13 protein-coding genes are annotated in these 15,256 nt (G+C 63.6%); 9 read left to right on the forward strand and 4 right to left on the reverse strand.

From position 1 onward, the window contains the following. The first annotated feature begins 2 nt into the window (after positions 1-2). Genes hydA through GTP44_RS10905 form a run of 3 tightly spaced genes read left to right on the forward strand, consistent with a single transcriptional unit; the run spans position 3 to position 4,029 of the window. Positions 3-1,409 carry a dihydropyrimidinase gene (gene hydA, locus GTP44_RS10895; protein WP_161019431.1) on the forward strand — a complete coding sequence of 469 codons (1,407 nt, stop codon included), beginning with the start codon at positions 3-5 and terminating at the stop codon, positions 1,407-1,409. Next, the gene (locus GTP44_RS10900; protein WP_161019432.1) at positions 1,409-2,635 is read left to right on the forward strand and encodes a Zn-dependent hydrolase; all 1,227 of its coding nucleotides are present in this window, start codon (positions 1,409-1,411) and stop codon (positions 2,633-2,635) included. Before hydA ends, GTP44_RS10900 begins: the two co-directional genes overlap by 1 nt. A gap of 32 nt (positions 2,636-2,667) precedes the next feature. Continuing rightward, the gene (locus tag GTP44_RS10905; RefSeq protein WP_161019433.1) at positions 2,668-4,029 is read left to right on the forward strand and encodes a tetratricopeptide repeat protein; all 1,362 of its coding nucleotides are present in this window, start codon (positions 2,668-2,670) and stop codon (positions 4,027-4,029) included. Here the strand turns inward: GTP44_RS10905 and GTP44_RS10910 are convergent. Beyond that, positions 4,011-5,768, reverse strand: a complete 1,758-nt coding sequence (locus GTP44_RS10910; protein ID WP_202424048.1) for an allantoate amidohydrolase — start codon at positions 5,766-5,768, stop codon at positions 4,011-4,013. The two genes, GTP44_RS10905 and GTP44_RS10910, sit on opposite strands and share 19 nt — an antisense overlap. A gap of 72 nt (positions 5,769-5,840) precedes the next feature. After that, positions 5,841-6,779 carry a LysR family transcriptional regulator gene (locus tag GTP44_RS10915; RefSeq protein WP_161019434.1) on the reverse strand — a complete coding sequence of 313 codons (939 nt, stop codon included), beginning with the start codon at positions 6,777-6,779 and terminating at the stop codon, positions 5,841-5,843. 117 nt (positions 6,780-6,896) lie between these two features. Here GTP44_RS10915 and GTP44_RS10920 point away from each other — a divergent pair, with 117 nt between their 5' ends. The 5 genes from GTP44_RS10920 (at position 6,897) to GTP44_RS10940 (ending at position 12,921) form a co-directional block, all read left to right on the forward strand. Then, positions 6,897-8,099: a urate hydroxylase PuuD gene (locus GTP44_RS10920; protein WP_161019435.1), complete on the forward strand. Its 1,203-nt coding sequence runs from the start codon at positions 6,897-6,899 to the stop codon at positions 8,097-8,099. An 11-nt stretch (positions 8,100-8,110) separates the two neighbouring features. Beyond that, positions 8,111-9,337: a M20/M25/M40 family metallo-hydrolase gene (locus GTP44_RS10925; protein WP_161019436.1), complete on the forward strand. Its 1,227-nt coding sequence runs from the start codon at positions 8,111-8,113 to the stop codon at positions 9,335-9,337. Between the two features lie 98 nt (positions 9,338-9,435). Further along, complete coding sequence (locus GTP44_RS10930) at positions 9,436-10,704, forward strand: paraquat-inducible protein A (protein WP_160990820.1); 1,269 nt, start codon at positions 9,436-9,438, stop codon at positions 10,702-10,704. Next, on the forward strand, positions 10,697-12,319 hold the full coding sequence (locus GTP44_RS10935; protein ID WP_160990819.1) for a PqiB family protein: 1,623 nt from the start codon (positions 10,697-10,699) through the stop codon (positions 12,317-12,319). Before GTP44_RS10930 ends, GTP44_RS10935 begins: the two co-directional genes overlap by 8 nt. Further along, entirely contained in the window at positions 12,316-12,921 is a 606-nt protein-coding gene (locus GTP44_RS10940) for a PqiC family protein (RefSeq protein WP_161019437.1), read from the forward strand. Before GTP44_RS10935 ends, GTP44_RS10940 begins: the two co-directional genes overlap by 4 nt. A 20-nt stretch (positions 12,922-12,941) precedes the next feature. Here the strand turns inward: GTP44_RS10940 and GTP44_RS10945 are convergent, their stop codons facing one another. Both GTP44_RS10945 and GTP44_RS10950 read right to left on the reverse strand, forming a co-directional pair. After that, positions 12,942-13,406: an alpha/beta hydrolase gene (locus GTP44_RS10945; RefSeq protein ID WP_161019438.1), complete on the reverse strand. Its 465-nt coding sequence runs from the start codon at positions 13,404-13,406 to the stop codon at positions 12,942-12,944. Between the two features lie 160 nt (positions 13,407-13,566). Further along, a complete protein-coding gene (locus GTP44_RS10950) occupies positions 13,567-14,478 on the reverse strand; it encodes a LysR family transcriptional regulator (RefSeq protein ID WP_160990817.1) in 912 nt (303 codons plus the stop codon). An 81-nt stretch (positions 14,479-14,559) separates the two neighbouring features. Here GTP44_RS10950 and GTP44_RS10955 point away from each other — a divergent pair, with 81 nt between their 5' ends. Further along, positions 14,560-15,255: a histidine phosphatase family protein gene (locus GTP44_RS10955; protein WP_161019439.1), complete on the forward strand. Its 696-nt coding sequence runs from the start codon at positions 14,560-14,562 to the stop codon at positions 15,253-15,255. Position 15,256 lies beyond the last annotated feature (1 nt).

Below are 15,256 nucleotides of genomic sequence, written 5' to 3' on the forward strand. Positions count from 1 at the left end.
TTATGAAGACTATCATCCGTGGCGGCACTGTCGTCAACGCCGACCGCGCCTTCCGCGCCGATGTGCTGTGCGACGGCGACAAGATTATCGCAGTCGGCGAAAACCTTGAGGCGCCGGCCGGCGCCAAGGTGATCGACGCCGGCGGCCAGTATGTGATGCCGGGCGGGATCGATCCGCACACGCACATGAACCTGCCGTTCATGGGCACGGTGACGCAGGATGATTTCTACACCGGCACCGCCGCCGGTCTGGCTGGCGGCACCACCACCATCATCGACTTCGTGATTCCGTCGCCGAAGCAGAACCTGATCGAAGCGTACCAGCAGTGGCGCGAGTGGGCGAAGAAGTCGGCCGGCGACTACACCTTCCACGTGGCGATTACCTGGTGGGACGAGACGGTGCACCGCGATATGGGTATTCTGGTGAAGGACCATGGCGTCAACAGCTTCAAGCACTTCATGGCCTACAAGAACGCCATCATGGCCGACGACGAAACGCTGGTGAAGAGCTTCCGTCGCTGCCTGGAACTGGGGGCGATGCCGACCGTGCACGCCGAGAATGGCGAATTGGTTTATCAGTTGCAGCAGGATTTGCTGAAACGCGGGCTCACCGGACCGAGTTCGCACCCGCTGTCGCGTCCTCCGGAGGTGGAGGCGGAAGCGGCCAACCGCGCCATCGCCATCGCCAATGTGATGAATACGCCGATCTACATCGTGCATGTGTCCTGCGCCGAGTCGCTGGAGGCGATCACGCGGGCACGCGCGCACGGTCAACGGGTGTATGGCGAGGCGCTGGCCGGCCATCTGGTGATTGACGACAGCGTGTACCAGAGCGATGACCTGGAGTTCGCGGCGGGCCATGTGATGAGCCCTCCGTTCCGCGGCAAGCATCATCAGAAAGCGCTTTGGCAAGGGCTGCAAGGCGGGAATCTGCATACCACAGCGACCGACCACTGCACCTTCTGCGCCGAGCAGAAGGCGATGGGCAAGGATGACTTTACGAAGATTCCGAACGGCTGCGGCGGCGTGGAAGACCGCATGTCGGTGATCTGGGACGCGGGCGTCAATACCGGCATGCTGACGCCTTCGGAATTCGTCAAGGTCACCTCCACCAATACGGCGCAGATCTTCAATATGTATCCGCGCAAGGGCGTGATCGCGCCGGGTGCGGATGCGGATGTGGTGATATGGGACCCGGAAGGCACGCGCACCATCTCCGCGCTGACGCAGTTTGCCAAGGGCGGCTTCAACGTGTTTGAAGGCCGCACCGTGCGTGGCATTCCGAGCACCACGCTCTCCGCCGGTAACGTCGTGTTCCATCGTGGCGTGCTGATGGCCGTGGAGGGCGCGGGCCGCTATATCAATCGTCCGGCGTTCAAGGCCACGTCGGCACGTCAGGGAGTCGAGTAATGAAAATTAATGGTGAGCGCCTGTGGGCGTCTTTGATGGAACTGGCGAAGATCGGCGCGACGGAAAAGGGCGGCGTCAAGCGCCTGGCGCTGACCGACCTGGATAAACAAGGCCGCGACCTGGTAGTCGGCTGGGGCAAGCAGGCCGGCATGTCGGTCACTATTGACCAGATCGGCAACGTCTTCATGCGCCGCGACGGCACCAACAACGCACTGCCGCCGGTAATGACCGGCAGCCATATCGACACCCAGCCGACCGGCGGCAAGTTCGATGGCAACTACGGCGTGCTGGCCGGCCTGGAAGTGGTGCGCACGCTGAACGATTTGAACATCAAGACCGAAGCGCCGATCGAAGTGGCCTTCTGGACCAACGAGGAAGGCTCGCGCTTCGTGCCGGTGATGATGGGCTCTGGCGTGTTCTGTGGCGCCTTTTCGCTGGAGACCGCATATGCCGCGCGTGACGTCGATGGCAAGTCGGTCGGCGACGAGCTGGAACGCATCGGCTATAAAGGCACGCAGGTGCCCGGTGACCATCCGATCGGCGCGTATTTTGAAACGCACATCGAACAAGGCCCGGTTCTGGAAGATGCCGATAAAGTGATCGGCGTGGTACCGGCCGTGATGGGACTCTCCTGGTACGACTGCGTGGTCACAGGCATGGAAGCCCACGCCGGCCCGACGCCGATGGGGCTGCGCAAGGACGCGCTACAGGTGTCCACAAAAATCATGCAGGAAGTCGTCGCCATCGCCAACCGCTATCCACCGTATGGGCGGGGCACGGTCGGCATGGTGCAGGTGTTCCCGAACAGCCGTAACGTCATCCCCGGTGAAGTCAAATTCAGTATCGATCTGCGTAACGTGAACGATGAGCTGCTCAACACCATGCATGAAGAGATGCTGGCCTTCATTGACAAGATGCGCGGCGAAAGCGGCCTGAAGATATCCGTCGAGCGCGTCTCCTACTATCCTCCGTGCCCGTTCCACCCGGAGTGCGTGGACGCGGTACGCAACGCCACCGCAAAACTCGGCTACTCGACCATGGACGTGGTCTCCGGCGCCGGTCACGACGCCATCTACGCCGCCCGCCTGGCGCCCGCCGGCATGATCTTCGTGCCTTGCAAGGACGGCATCAGCCACAACGAAATCGAGGATGCAAAATCCGAGCATCTGGAAGCCGGCTGCAACGTTCTGTTGCACGCGATGCTGGAGCGCGCCGGCGTCGTTTGACCGTCGCGCGGGGCCGGTGCATACTGCTTCGCATGCATACCGATCCCCAGCAAGCCTATCAAGATGCCAACGAGCGCCTGGCCGCCGGCGACCATGCCGGCGCCGAGGCGAGTTATCTGCAAGCGCTGGCATTGCAGCCCTGGCATGCGGCGGCGCGCGCCAACCTTGGATACCTGAAGGAGCAGCAGGGCGCCGCGGCGGAGGCGGAGTTTCATTATCTGCAGGCGCTGGCGCTGATGCCGGATCACCCGCAGCTCTATCAGAATCTCGGCGCGTTGCTGCTGAAGGAGAAGCGCTTTGCCGAATCCGAAACGGCGCTGCGCACGGCGGTGGAGTGTGCATCCGATTCGGCGTCCGCCTGGAATATGCTGGGCGCGCTGCTGGCGTGTACCCATCGCGAGGCGGAGGGCGAGGCTTGCTACCGCGAAGCGCTGGCGCTGGAGCCGGAACATGCGCGCACCCAGTTCAACCTGAGTTACCTGCTGCTGCGTCAGGGACGTTTCGAGGAAGGCTGGCGCATGCTGGACGCGCGCTGGCAGTTCGATCATTTTCCGCTGTCGTTTGATTGTCCGTTCTGGGAAGGCGAGGCGCTGGCCGGCAAGACGATCGTGCTGGGACTGGAGGCGGGCCACGGCGACATGATCCACTTTGCGCGTTACGTGCCTTTGCTGAAGCGGCGTGGCGCGGCGCGCGTGGATGTGGTCTGCCATCCGGCTTTACAGCGGCTGTTTGCGTCGCTGCCTGGCGTGGACCGCGTCCATGCGTTGGGCGAGAAGCTGCCGCAGGATTGGGACTACTGGACGCGGCCCATGCGCTTGGCGGGATTGTTCAACACAGACCTAGCGATGATTCCGGCGGAGGTGCCGTATTTGCGCGCACAACCGGAGCATTGGCGTGGCGCGCTGCCCCGGCATGGCTTGCGCGTCGGCCTGGCGTGGCGCGGCAATGCCAACTTCGAGAATGACGCCGACCGCTCCTTGCCTTCGTTGATGACGCTTGCGCCGCTGGCGGCCATCGATGCGCATTTCGTCAGCTTGCAGAAGGGCGCTGGTGAGGCAGAGGCATTGCAGCCACCAAGCGGCATGTCGCTGCTTGCCATCGGCGCGCAGCTAGCTGATTTTGCGGAGACCGCAGCGGTCATCGCCGATCTGGATCTGGTGATCAGCGTCGATACGGCGGTGGCGCATCTTGCCGGCGCGCTGGGCAAGCCTTGCTGGCTGCTGCTGCCTGATTATCGCTGCGACTGGCGCTGGATGGCGGAGCGCGGCGACACGCCGTGGTATCCGACTATGCGGCTATTCCGCCAGCAGCCGGGCGGTGGCTGGGCGCCGGTGATCGCGGAGGTGGCGGCCGCGCTGGCACGATGGACGCCCGTTCAAGCGCGATCACTGTGATAGTTGCGCAGGAAGTCCAGCAGCACACGGGCGGCGATGTCGGCGTCGTCGGCCGTCATGGTTTCCAGCGGATTGTGGCTGATACCGCCATTGCCGCAGCGCGTGAACAGCATGGCGACATCGGTGATGGCAGCCATCGCCATGGCGTCATGGCCGGCGCCGGACAGCAGCTCGAAACGTGGCAGGGCGGCGCGTTCGATGGCGTCGCCGAACTGCCGCATCAGGCGCGACGCGCACGGTGCCGCGCTGGCATCCAGCAGCAGCTGTAGCGTGTATTCGATCTGGCGGCGCGCGCAGATGGCGGCGATGCCGTCCAAGATGTCCTTCACGGCGGCCTGGCGCACGGCGTCGTCGGCGGCGCGAATGTCGAGCGAAAGCTTGCAGGCGCCGGGGACGACGTTGACCGAGCCGCCTGGCACCTGCAACTGCCCGACCGTGCCAACCAGCGACGGCGCCTGTGCGCAGCGCTGTTCGAGCAGCAGCACGATTTCGGCGGCGGCGGCGGCGGCGTCCTTGCGCATCGTCATCGGCGTGGTGCCGGCGTGGCTGGCCAGCCCGGTCAGTTCGAGCAGATAGCGTGAGCTGCCGGCGATGGCGGTGACCACGCCCAGCGGCAGGTCACGCTCCAGCAGCACCGGGCCTTGTTCGATATGCACTTCCACAAAGCCCAGCAGGTCGGCGGGATCGCGGGCGATGGCGGGGATGCGCGCGATGTCATGGCCGGCGGCCAGCAGCGCCTCGCGCATGCTGACACCATCGGCGTCGGTCTGCTCCAGCAGCGACAGGTCGAAGCGGCCCGTCACCGCGGTGCTGCCGAGGAAGGTGCTCTTGAAACGCACGCCTTCTTCTTCGGCGAAACCGACGACCTCAAAATTGAACGGCAGCTTTTCGCCGCGCGCGTGCAGATGGCGCGCGATGGCAATCGGCAGCAGAATGCCGAGGCGCCCGTCGTACTTGCCGCCGTTGCGCACGGTGTCGTAGTGCGAGCCGGTCATCAGGGTTTTGGCGCCGGGCGTGTCGCAACGGTAGATGCCGACCACGTTGCCGACGGCGTCTATGTGCGCATCCATGCCGGCCGCGCGCATCCACTCCAGCAGTTGCGTGGCGGTCTTGCGGTGGGCTGGTGTCATGTAGGCGCAGGTCAGGGCGTCTTCGTCGTCGCTCCACGCGGCCAGGTCTTCGCTCCATTGCATGATGGCCGGGCCGAATTCCAGCTGCACGGACAGCAGGTCGTTGAGGCGGATTTCGGCGATGCGCTTGATCTGGCGGAGGCATTCGGCGATTTCGTCGGCACGCTGATTCTTCAGGCGGCGCGCGAAAGTGGAGATGACCACCTGGCGCGTGAGCCCTTGTCCGGTCGGCCCTTTGACGGCGAGGATGAACGGAAAGCCGAACCTGGCGTTGTAGTTGGCATTCAGCTGATGCAGCGTGGCGAATTCCTCGGCGCTGCACAGGTGCAGGCCGGACTTGGCCTGCTCGCTGGTCGATTCGGCGGTCAGTTGTCCGGCCACGGCGGCCTTGCCGGTCAGTTCCGGGTGGGCGCGGATCAGGCCCAGTTGCTCATCCAGCGTGGCGGCGCTGACCACGTCCTGCAAGGCCAGCTTCAAGGCGGCCAGGCTGGCGAACGGCCGCCGTGCGGCGGCGCGTTCCGGTATCCATGGCGAGTGCTCGTAAATGCCGCGCAGGCGGTCGACGAAGGTGGCGCTGTCGCAGCTGTTCAGTTCAGAGAGTGTCGTCATCATGGACTCCATCATAACGCGCCAGAACCGCCGCGATATATGCGGTATGCGGTACGGTTTATATGGTTGCGCTTAATTCTGTGTGAGTGCTTTGGCGGCGGCGGTGACTTGCTCGCGCAGCCATTTGTGTTCCGGCGCCTGGTGCACCCGCTCGTGCCACAGCTGGTAGAAACGCATCGCCGGGAACTTGACCGGCACGGTGAACTTTTTCAGTCCCATCTGCTTTTCGTAGTGGCGCACGAACTGGCTGCCGGTGGTCAGCATCAGGTCCGTCTGCGCCAGCATGTTGGGGATCAGGCCGAAGTAGGCCGATTCCACCACCACGTTGCGCTGCAGGCCCTGGCGCTCCAGATAATCGTCGATGACGCCGAGGTAGCCGGGCAGGATCTGCGTTGGCGCCACGTGCGGCAGCGTGAGGTAGTCGTCCATCGTCATCTTGTCGCTGTCGGTGCGCAGCGCGTAGGGCGCGTCGGCGCGCATCACGCACACAATCGGGTCCTCGAACAGCTTGGACATGTGCAGGTGCTCGGGCGGCTCTTCCCAGTTGGCGATGACCAGGTCCATATCGCCATCCGACAGCAGGCGCACGTAGTCCGATCCCGGCCCCAGACCGTGAATCTTGATGCGGCTGTTGGGCGAGCCGCGTCGCAGCAGCGCGACCAGATTGGGCAGGAACTGGCTGTCCAGATAATCCGGCGCGGCGACGTGAAAGGTGCGCGCCTCTTGCTGTGGCATGAAAGCTGCCTTCTTCAGGAACAGGTTCTCGGTTTCATCGAGAATGCGCTTTGCTGGTGCAAGCAGGCTTTCACCATGCTGGGTTGGCACCATGCCGCGCGCACCACGCACCAAAAGCGGATCGCCGGTCAGCTCGCGCAGCTTGCGCAGCGAGGCCGAGATCGAGGGCTGCGGCTGATTCAGTTTCAGCGCCACGCGGGAGACATTTTTCTCAACCAGCAGCAGGTAGAGAATGCGGATCAGGTGAAGGTCCAGGTGTTGCGGCAAAGCGGACATGTGTTGGAGTCGTTTATACGGAAATGAATATGTTTAATATACTCCAATGTTCATGTGGCAGGAATCAAATCCGTTTATCTTCTGTAAATTAGCCACATTATTGACTTCTGAAACAGCATGGAATACCTGATCCCTTATGGCCTCGAATGGGCTAACCTGCTCGTGCGCTGGCTGCACATCATCACCGGCATCGCCTGGATAGGCGCTTCGTTCTATTTTGTGTGGCTGGATAATTCGATCCGTCCGCCGGCGCCGGGCTCGGAGTTGGCGAAGAAGGGCGTCTCGGGCGAGCTGTGGGCGGTGCATGGCGGCGGCTTTTACAATCCGCAGAAGTATCTGGTGGCGCCGGCCGAGCTGCCGAAGGAGCTGCACTGGTTTAAATGGGAGGCTTATTCCACCTGGCTGTCCGGCATCGCACTGCTGACCATCGCCTACTACTTCAACGCGCAGGCGATGATGATCGACAAGCAGGTGGCCGACATCAGCAGCCTGCAGGCGGTGGGCATCGGCATCGGCACGCTGGTCGTTGGCTGGACGGTGTATGACCTGCTGTGCCGGTCGCCGCTGGGCAAGCATGATTTGTGGTTCGGTGTGGTGATTTTCCTGCTGATTACGGCGGCGGCGTATGGCCTGACGCATGTGCTGAGCGGGCGCGCCGCCTATATCCATGTCGGTGCGCTGATCGGCACCATCATGGTCGGCAATGTGCTGATGCTGATTATTCCCGGCCAGCGCAAGATGGTCGAGGCCATGTCGGCCGGCCGCATGCCGGATCCGGTGCACGGCCAGAAGGCCAAGCAGCGCAGTGTGCACAATAACTACTTTACGCTGCCGGTGCTGTTCATCATGATCAGCAACCACTATGCGATGACGTACCGTCACCAGCATGCGTGGCTGGTGCTGGCGATGATCATGGCGGCCGGCGTTTTCATCCGCCACTTCTTCAATCTGCGCCACAAGGGCCGCGTGGAGTGGCGCTACCCCGCCATCGGCGTGGCGCTGCTGGCCGGCGTGGCGGTGGCGATCGCACCAGCCAGACCGGTCGCGGTTGCGGCGTCGGCGGCGCCGGAATTCGCCACGGTGAAAGCGGTGATCGATACGCGCTGTCTTGCCTGTCACGCGGCGCACCCTACGCAGCCCGGCTTCGCCGCCGCGCCACTGGGCGTGGCCTTCGACACACCCGAAGAGATTCATCAGAATGCGGAGAAAATTTACAAGCAGGTGGTGCAGACCAAGGCCATGCCGCTGGCTAACCTGACCAATATGACGGACGCCGAGCGGGCGCGGATCGCCGCATGGTACGAGGCCGGCGCAAAATGAAGGAACAAGCGATGAGCAAGCAACAACTGGCCGCGTGGATCGACGCGCATTTTGATGAGGAAGTCGGCGTGTTGCAGCAACTGCTGCGCGTGCCGACCGATACGCCTCCCGGCAACAACGCGCCGCACGCGGACATGGTGGCCGATCTGGTCAAGGCCTATGGCTGGACAGCCGAGAAGCACGCCGTGCCGCGGCAGACCGTGCGCGATTACGGCATGGAGAGCATCACCAATCTGATCGTGCGCCGGCCTTATTCGGCGGACGGACCGACCGTCGCGCTGAATGCGCACGGCGACGTGGTGCCGCCGGGCGACAACTGGACCTATCCGCCGTATGGCGGCGTGGTGGACAACGGCTATATCTATGGCCGTGCGGCGGCGGTTTCCAAGTGCGATTTCGCAACCTATATCTTTGCCGTGCGCGCCTTGGAGGCGCTGGGCGTGCCGCTGAAGGGCGGGCTGGAACTGCACTTCACCTATGATGAAGAATTCGGTGGCTTGCTGGGACCGGGCTGGCTGCTGGAACAGAAGCTGACCAAGCCCGATTATGTGATCGCGGCGGGCTTCAGTTACAACATCGTCACCGCGCACAACGCCTGCCTGCAACTGGAGATTGCGGTGCACGGCAAGTCCGGTCATGGCGCTATGCCGGAAACCGGCCACGATGCGCTGCAGGCGGCCACGCGTATCCTTAATGCCATCTACGGCCAACTGCCGGAGCTGAAGAAGATCAAGTCGAAGATCGCCGGCATCGATTCGCCGACCATGCTGGTGGGCCGCATTGATGGCGGCACCAACACCAATGTGGTGCCGGGCAAGGTGGTGATGAAGATGGATCGCCGCATGATTCCGGAAGAAGATCCGGCGCAAGTCGAGGCCCAGGTGCGTGCGCTGATCGAAAACGCGGTGCAGGGCGTGCCCGGCATCACGCTGGAGATCCGGCGCCTGCTGCTGTCGCACGCGCTGCGCGAACGCTCCGGTACGGAAAAGCTGGTGGCCAGCATTCAGCGAAATGCCGAAACCTTCATCGGCGAGAAAATACCGGCGCAGGGCACGCCGCTGTATGCGGATGCGCGCCTGTACGGCGAGCATGGTATTCCGGCGGTGCTGTACGGCGCCGGTCCGCGCACGGTGCCGGAGTCGAACGCCAAGAAGGCCGATGAACGTCTGAACCTGGAAGATCTGCGCAAGGCGACCAAGGTGGTCGCATCGACCCTGTTCGATTTTCTCGGGACCTGAGATTCCGGCTGGCCTGATGGGTATTTGCGTGAGTGTTCTATCATAACGAATCTGGCTTTGTCGTATGATAGGGCCATTATTGCTCATCCGGCCGGCCTGTGCATCGATACGATTTAATCAGCTGTCACGATTGCGGCGTGCTACACCAGCACCGCCCGCTGCGTTCGCGCGAGAAGGCGCGGTGCGTGCGTTGCCGCTCGATCCTGTATCGCGGCATCCATCCTGACGCCGGCCGCATGGCGGCGATCACGCTGGCCGCCTTGTTCACCTTTCTGATTGCGCAGTTCTTCCCCATCGTGGAGCTGGAAGTGGGCGGCTACAACAGCAGCGCCACGCTGCTGGGCGCCATCCGCGTGCTGTGGACGGAACAGATGCAGCTGGTGGCGGTGGTGGTGTTTTTGTTCACCATTTTGTTACCGGCGGTGGAACTGGGCTCCCTGCTGTATGTGACCATGTCGCTGCGCGCCGGCCGCCGGCCGCCGGGTTTCGATCATCTGTTGCGCGCGGTCGGCATGGCGCGACGCTGGGGCATGACCGAGGTGCTGATGATCGGCATCCTGATCACCATTATCAAGATGACCAGTCTGGCCGAAGTGGTGCTGCATCCCGGCCTGTTCGCCTTCGGCGCGCTGACGATCATGCTGGCCATCGTGGTGTCGTTCGATCCGAAAACGCTGTGGAATATCGGCGAGCACTTGCCGGGGCCGCGCCGCGTGGCGCAGAAGACTTTCAAGTATGCGGCGCTGGTGAAGGGCGCGCCGCTGCTGGCCTGCCATGCGTGCGGGCTGGTGGAATCGCTGAAGTACACGGTGCGGCATCAGTACTGCGCACGCTGCGGCGCAAGCCTGCATCGGCGGCGGCCGGACAGCGTGGGGCGTACCTGGGCGTTCCTGCTGGCGGCGACCATTCTTTATATTCCTGCCAACCTGCTGCCGGTGATGTACACCCATTCGCTGTTCGGCAAGGAGGACGACACCATCATCAGCGGTGTGGTGTTCTTCTGGAACAGCGGCTCGCCGGGGCTGGCGGCCATCATTTTCATCGCCAGCATCGTGGTGCCGGTGGCCAAGCTGGCGGCATTGGCGCTGCTGGCGTGGACGGCGCAGCGGCGCTCGCGCTGGCGGCCCTTGCAACGCACGGTGTTGTACCGCATCGTGGAGTTTGTCGGCCGCTGGTCGATGCTGGATATTTTTGTCATTACGCTGACGGTGGCGCTGGTGCGGTTCCAGTCGCTGGCGGTGATCACGGCCGGTCCCGGCGCGCTGGCGTTTTGCGCGGTGGTGGTGCTGACCATGATCGCGTCTATGCAGTTCGATCCCCGGCTGATCTGGGATCCCATCGATACACACGGAGAGAAGCATGCCTGAGAACGAGAACGGCAATCCGCCGTTGAACGAGCCGGAAGTGGAGAAGGCCAGCCGCTGGCTGCCCTCGCTGGTATGGCTGATCCCCCTGCTGGCGGCGTTGATCGGCCTGACGCTGGTGGCGCGCACGATACTTGATCAGGGGCCGACGGTGACGGTGAGCTTCCGCAGCGCGGACGGACTGGAACCGGGCAAGACCAAGGTCAAATACAAGGATGTGGATATCGGTCTGGTCAAGTCGATTTCGCTGGCGCGCGATTTGTCCAAGGTGCTGGTGACGATCGATATGAGCAAAGAGGCCAAGCGCTTCACCGCGCAGGACACGCGCTTCTGGGTGGTCAAGCCGCGCATCGGCGCGAGTGGCGTGTCCGGCCTGAATACCTTGCTGTCCGGGTCTTACATCGGCGTCGATGCCGGCAAGTCGGAAGAGACCACCACCGAATTCACGGGACTGGAGAAGCCGCCGCAGGTCACGCGCGACGAGAAGGGCACCTCGTATGTGCTGCACAGCGAGACGCTCGGTTCCATCGATGTCGGTTCGCCGATTTTCTATCGCCGCATTCAGGTGGGGCAGGTCACCGGTTTCGATCTGGAAGAGAAGGGACGCGGCGTCAAAATGACGGTGTTTATCGCCGCGCCTTACGATCAGTATGTGGGCAAGAGCACGCGCTGGTGGCATGCCAGCGGCGTCGATGTGCGCCTGGATTCGAACGGCTTCAAGGTCAATACGCAATCGCTGGCGGCGGTGCTGGTGGGCGGTATTTCGTTCGAGTCGGTGAGCGGACAGAAACCGTCGGCGGTGGCGCCGGGCGGCACCGCGTTCATGTTGGCGGCCGACCAGGCCAGCGCGATGCGCGAGCCGGACGGCGTGGCGGTGACCACGGTGCTGTATTTCGACCAGTCGCTGCGTGGTTTGTCGGCCGGCGCGCCGGTGGACTTCCGTGGCATCGTGCTGGGCGAGGTACGTTCGGTGGGCGTGGAGTTCGATCCGGTTAAGAAAAACTTCCGCATGCCGGTAACGGTGGATATGTATCCGGCGCGTCTGGGACGCAGCTTTGCGCGTACGGTGGAGCAGGATCAGGAACGCAGCGCCGGCACGCAGGTGTTGGAGCGGCTGGTGGCGCGCGGCTTGCGCGGGCAGCTGCGCACCGGGAATCTGCTGACCGGGCAACTGTACGTGGCGCTGGATTTCTTCCCGAACGCGGCGCCGGTGAAGATCGACACGACCGCCGAGGTGGTGGAGCTGCCGACCGTGCCTAATAGCCTGGATGAATTGCAGACGCAGCTCTCCAGCATCGCGCGCAAGCTGGATAAGGTGCCGTTCGATGAAATCGGCAAGAATCTGCGCGACAGTTTGAAGAGCGCCGATGTGCTGATGAAGCGCCTGGATGCGCAGGTGGTGCCGGAGCTGAAGGACACGCTGGCGGCGGCGCGCAAGACCTTCAGCCAGGCGGACCAGCTGCTGCAGAAAGACTCGCCGGTGCAGTCGGATCTGCGCGAGGCCTTGCGGCAGGTGACGGAAACCATGGAGTCTTTGAATGGCCTGGCGGACTATCTGGAGCGGCATCCGGAGTCGCTGATACGCGGTAAGCCGGAGAAAAAAGGAGAGCAGAAATGATGCGTGCAGTTGTCGCCGTGGCGGCGTTGATGCTGGCGGGATGCGGCAGCGTGCCGCAGGAGCGGTTCTATAGTCTGAGCAATGGCCTCGGCGCGCCGGCGACGGATGCCGCGCGCACCACGCTGGCGGCGCCGGCCTACTACATCGAGGTGCCGGCGGTGACGGTGCCGAAGCAGGCGACGCGCAATCAGCTGGTGGTGACCACCGGCGCGGGCCGCGTCGATGTGCTGGAGCAGGAGCGCTGGGTCTCGCCGCCGGCGGCGGAGATCGGCCAGGCCTTGTCGCTGGCGGTGAGCGGGGAGTTGGGCACGGTCGACGTGTTCCGCGCGCCGGTGCCGGACCAGGCGCCGGTGTACCGCATCAGCACCAATGTGCAGCGGTTTGAATCGGCCCCGGGCCGGTACGCGCTGATCGACGCGGTGTGGAGCGTGCGCCAGGTTGGCAGCCCGCAGGTGCTGACTTGCCGCAGCGTGGCGCAGGAGACGGTGGGGGCCGGCTACGATGAACTGGTGGCCGGGCATCGTCGCGCCGTTGCGCGTATCGGCGCCGACATCTCCAAGGCCGTGCGGGCGCTGGCGGGCGGTAATCAGCCCGCTTGCTGACTTGCGCCGCGTAGACCGGCTTACTCGGCCGCCTTGCTGGTTGCGGCGAGCAGCATCCGGAAAGCTTTCAGCGCGGCTGGGTGGTAAATCGTCGCGTGCGTTTCGGCTGGCCAGTTCTCGTAATGGTAGTTCAGGTTTTTAATCGGTCCGAACGTGGCGGCGAGCGTGGACTGATTGATGAAGGACTGGCCGTCCGCGCTGGAACCGATATACACATTCTTCTTGCCGCTGAACGCCAGGTGCTTGTCGGCGGCTTGCGTCAGCAATTTGCCGCCATTCCACCACAGGCTCGGGTCCAGCGCGATGTATGTGTCGAACAGGTCCGGCTCCTGCACCAGCGTTTCGACAACGAACAGGCCGGCCAGCGATTCGCCGACGATCGCGCGTTCGGAGGTGATGCGGTAGCGTTTCGCCACCTCGGGCATCAAATCGTTCCGTATAAAGGCACGAAAAGCCTTCGACCCGCCGTCGCCCGGCCCATGCACATGAAGCCGACCACGAGCAAGAATGCCAGTGCGCCTAGCAGGTTGGTGGAGAAGTCTTTTGCTTTGGTAATCAGCGTCCGGTGGTGGAAGTTGTTTGGTTTCATAGTCCTGTGGTTGACAAGTTGCAATTCCGACACTTTAACTGATCTGGCAACTTGTGTCAGGCGACGGCCTGCATCGCTGCGGCGACTCGGGCGCGCAGCCAGGTGTTGGCAGGATCGTTGTCGACGTTGGCGTGCCAGTACAGGTAGACGTCCAGCGATGGCATCGTCAGCGGCAGCGGCAAAATCTGGTTGCCGAATTGCTGGTTGACGATGCGCGCCAGACGGTCGGGCATGGTCAGCGCCAGATCGGTCTGGCTGACCACGCGGCAGGCGGCGAAGTAGTGCTGGCAGCGCAGGCGGATGCGGCGTTGCAGCCCTTGCCGGCTCAGTTCCACATCCTCCAGGCCGGGGCCGCGCCGGCGCGAGCTGGTCTGGACGTGTTCCAGTGCTAAATAGGTTTCCAGCGGCAGTTTGCCGCGCTTGATCAGCGGATGGCCGCGCCGCACCAGCACCACCGTCTGGTCGCCGGCCAGTTGCATGCGGCGCACCTCGTTTGGCAGCGGCAGCAGCACGTCGATGGCGGCGTCCAGCGTGCCGGCGGCCAGTTCGCTGGCCAGTTCCTTGCGGCTCACTTGCAGCGTGTTCAGCGTGGCCAATGGCGCCTCGCGTGCGATGCCGGCCATCAGCGGCGGCAGCACGTTCGCTTCCAGCACGTCGCGCATCGCCAGCGAGAAGCCGCGTTCGCTGCTGGCGGCGTCGAAGCGGGCGGCGCCGGTCAGCGTCACTTCCAGTCCGCGCAGTGCGCGCCGCACCGGTTCGATGATGGAGCGGGCCAGCGGCGTGGGCGTCATCACGTTACCCTGGCGCTCGAACAGCGGGTCGTCGAACAAGTCGCGCAGCCGCTTCAGCGCATGGCTGATGGCTGGTTGCGTCAGGTTCATTTTCTGGCTGGCGCGGGTGATGCTGCCTTCCGTGTAGATCGCTTCCAGCACGATGAACAGGTTGAGGTCGATCTTGGATATATGCATGGGATTTATCCGGGTGCATTAATGCTATTCATTTGATGAATTATAGGCCAGCCGCTAAGCTACAGGTCTCTGGGAGACGATATGGGACAGATTTTTCTGGTGCGCCACGGGCAGGCCTCGTTCGGCAAGGCCGATTACGATCAGCTGTCGGCGCTGGGCCTGGAGCAGGCGCGCCTGCTGGGCCGGTGGTATGCCAACACGCGTCAACGCTTCGACAAGGTGATCCATGGCGGCATGACGCGCCACCGCCAGACGGCGGAGGCCTGCCTGGGCGAGCTGCCGACCGCGCTGCTGCCCGACGCGCAGTGGATCACCGACGATGACTTTGCCGAGTTCGATCACAAGGAGGTGCTGCTGCGCCATTGCCCGGCGTTTGCCGATGCGGACGCCTTCAAGGCGCAACTGGCCAACGAAGCCGATCCGTCGCGCGCGCTGGAACAGTTGTTCCGCGCCGCCATGCAGCGCTGGATGGACGGCGGCGATTACACGGAAAGCTGGCCGGCGTTCCGCGGCCGCTGCGTGCGCGCGCTGGAACGGCTGGATGCCGGCGGCGGCAAGCAGGCCACCATCGTGTTCACCTCCGGCGGCGTGATCGCGGCGCTGATGCAGCATCTGCTGGGCTTGCAGGATACGCAGACGATGGCGCTGAACTGGTCGCTGGCCAACTGCGGCGTCACCAGGCTGCTGCACCGGCCCGGCCAGTTCACGTTGAACTGTCTGAACAACTACGCGCATCTGGAATGGCTGGGCCAGCCGGGTGCCGTCACCTACCGCTAAG

This window comes from Duganella lactea (assembly GCF_009857505.1).
Taxonomy (GTDB): Bacteria; Pseudomonadota; Gammaproteobacteria; order Burkholderiales; family Burkholderiaceae_D; genus Rugamonas; species Rugamonas lactea.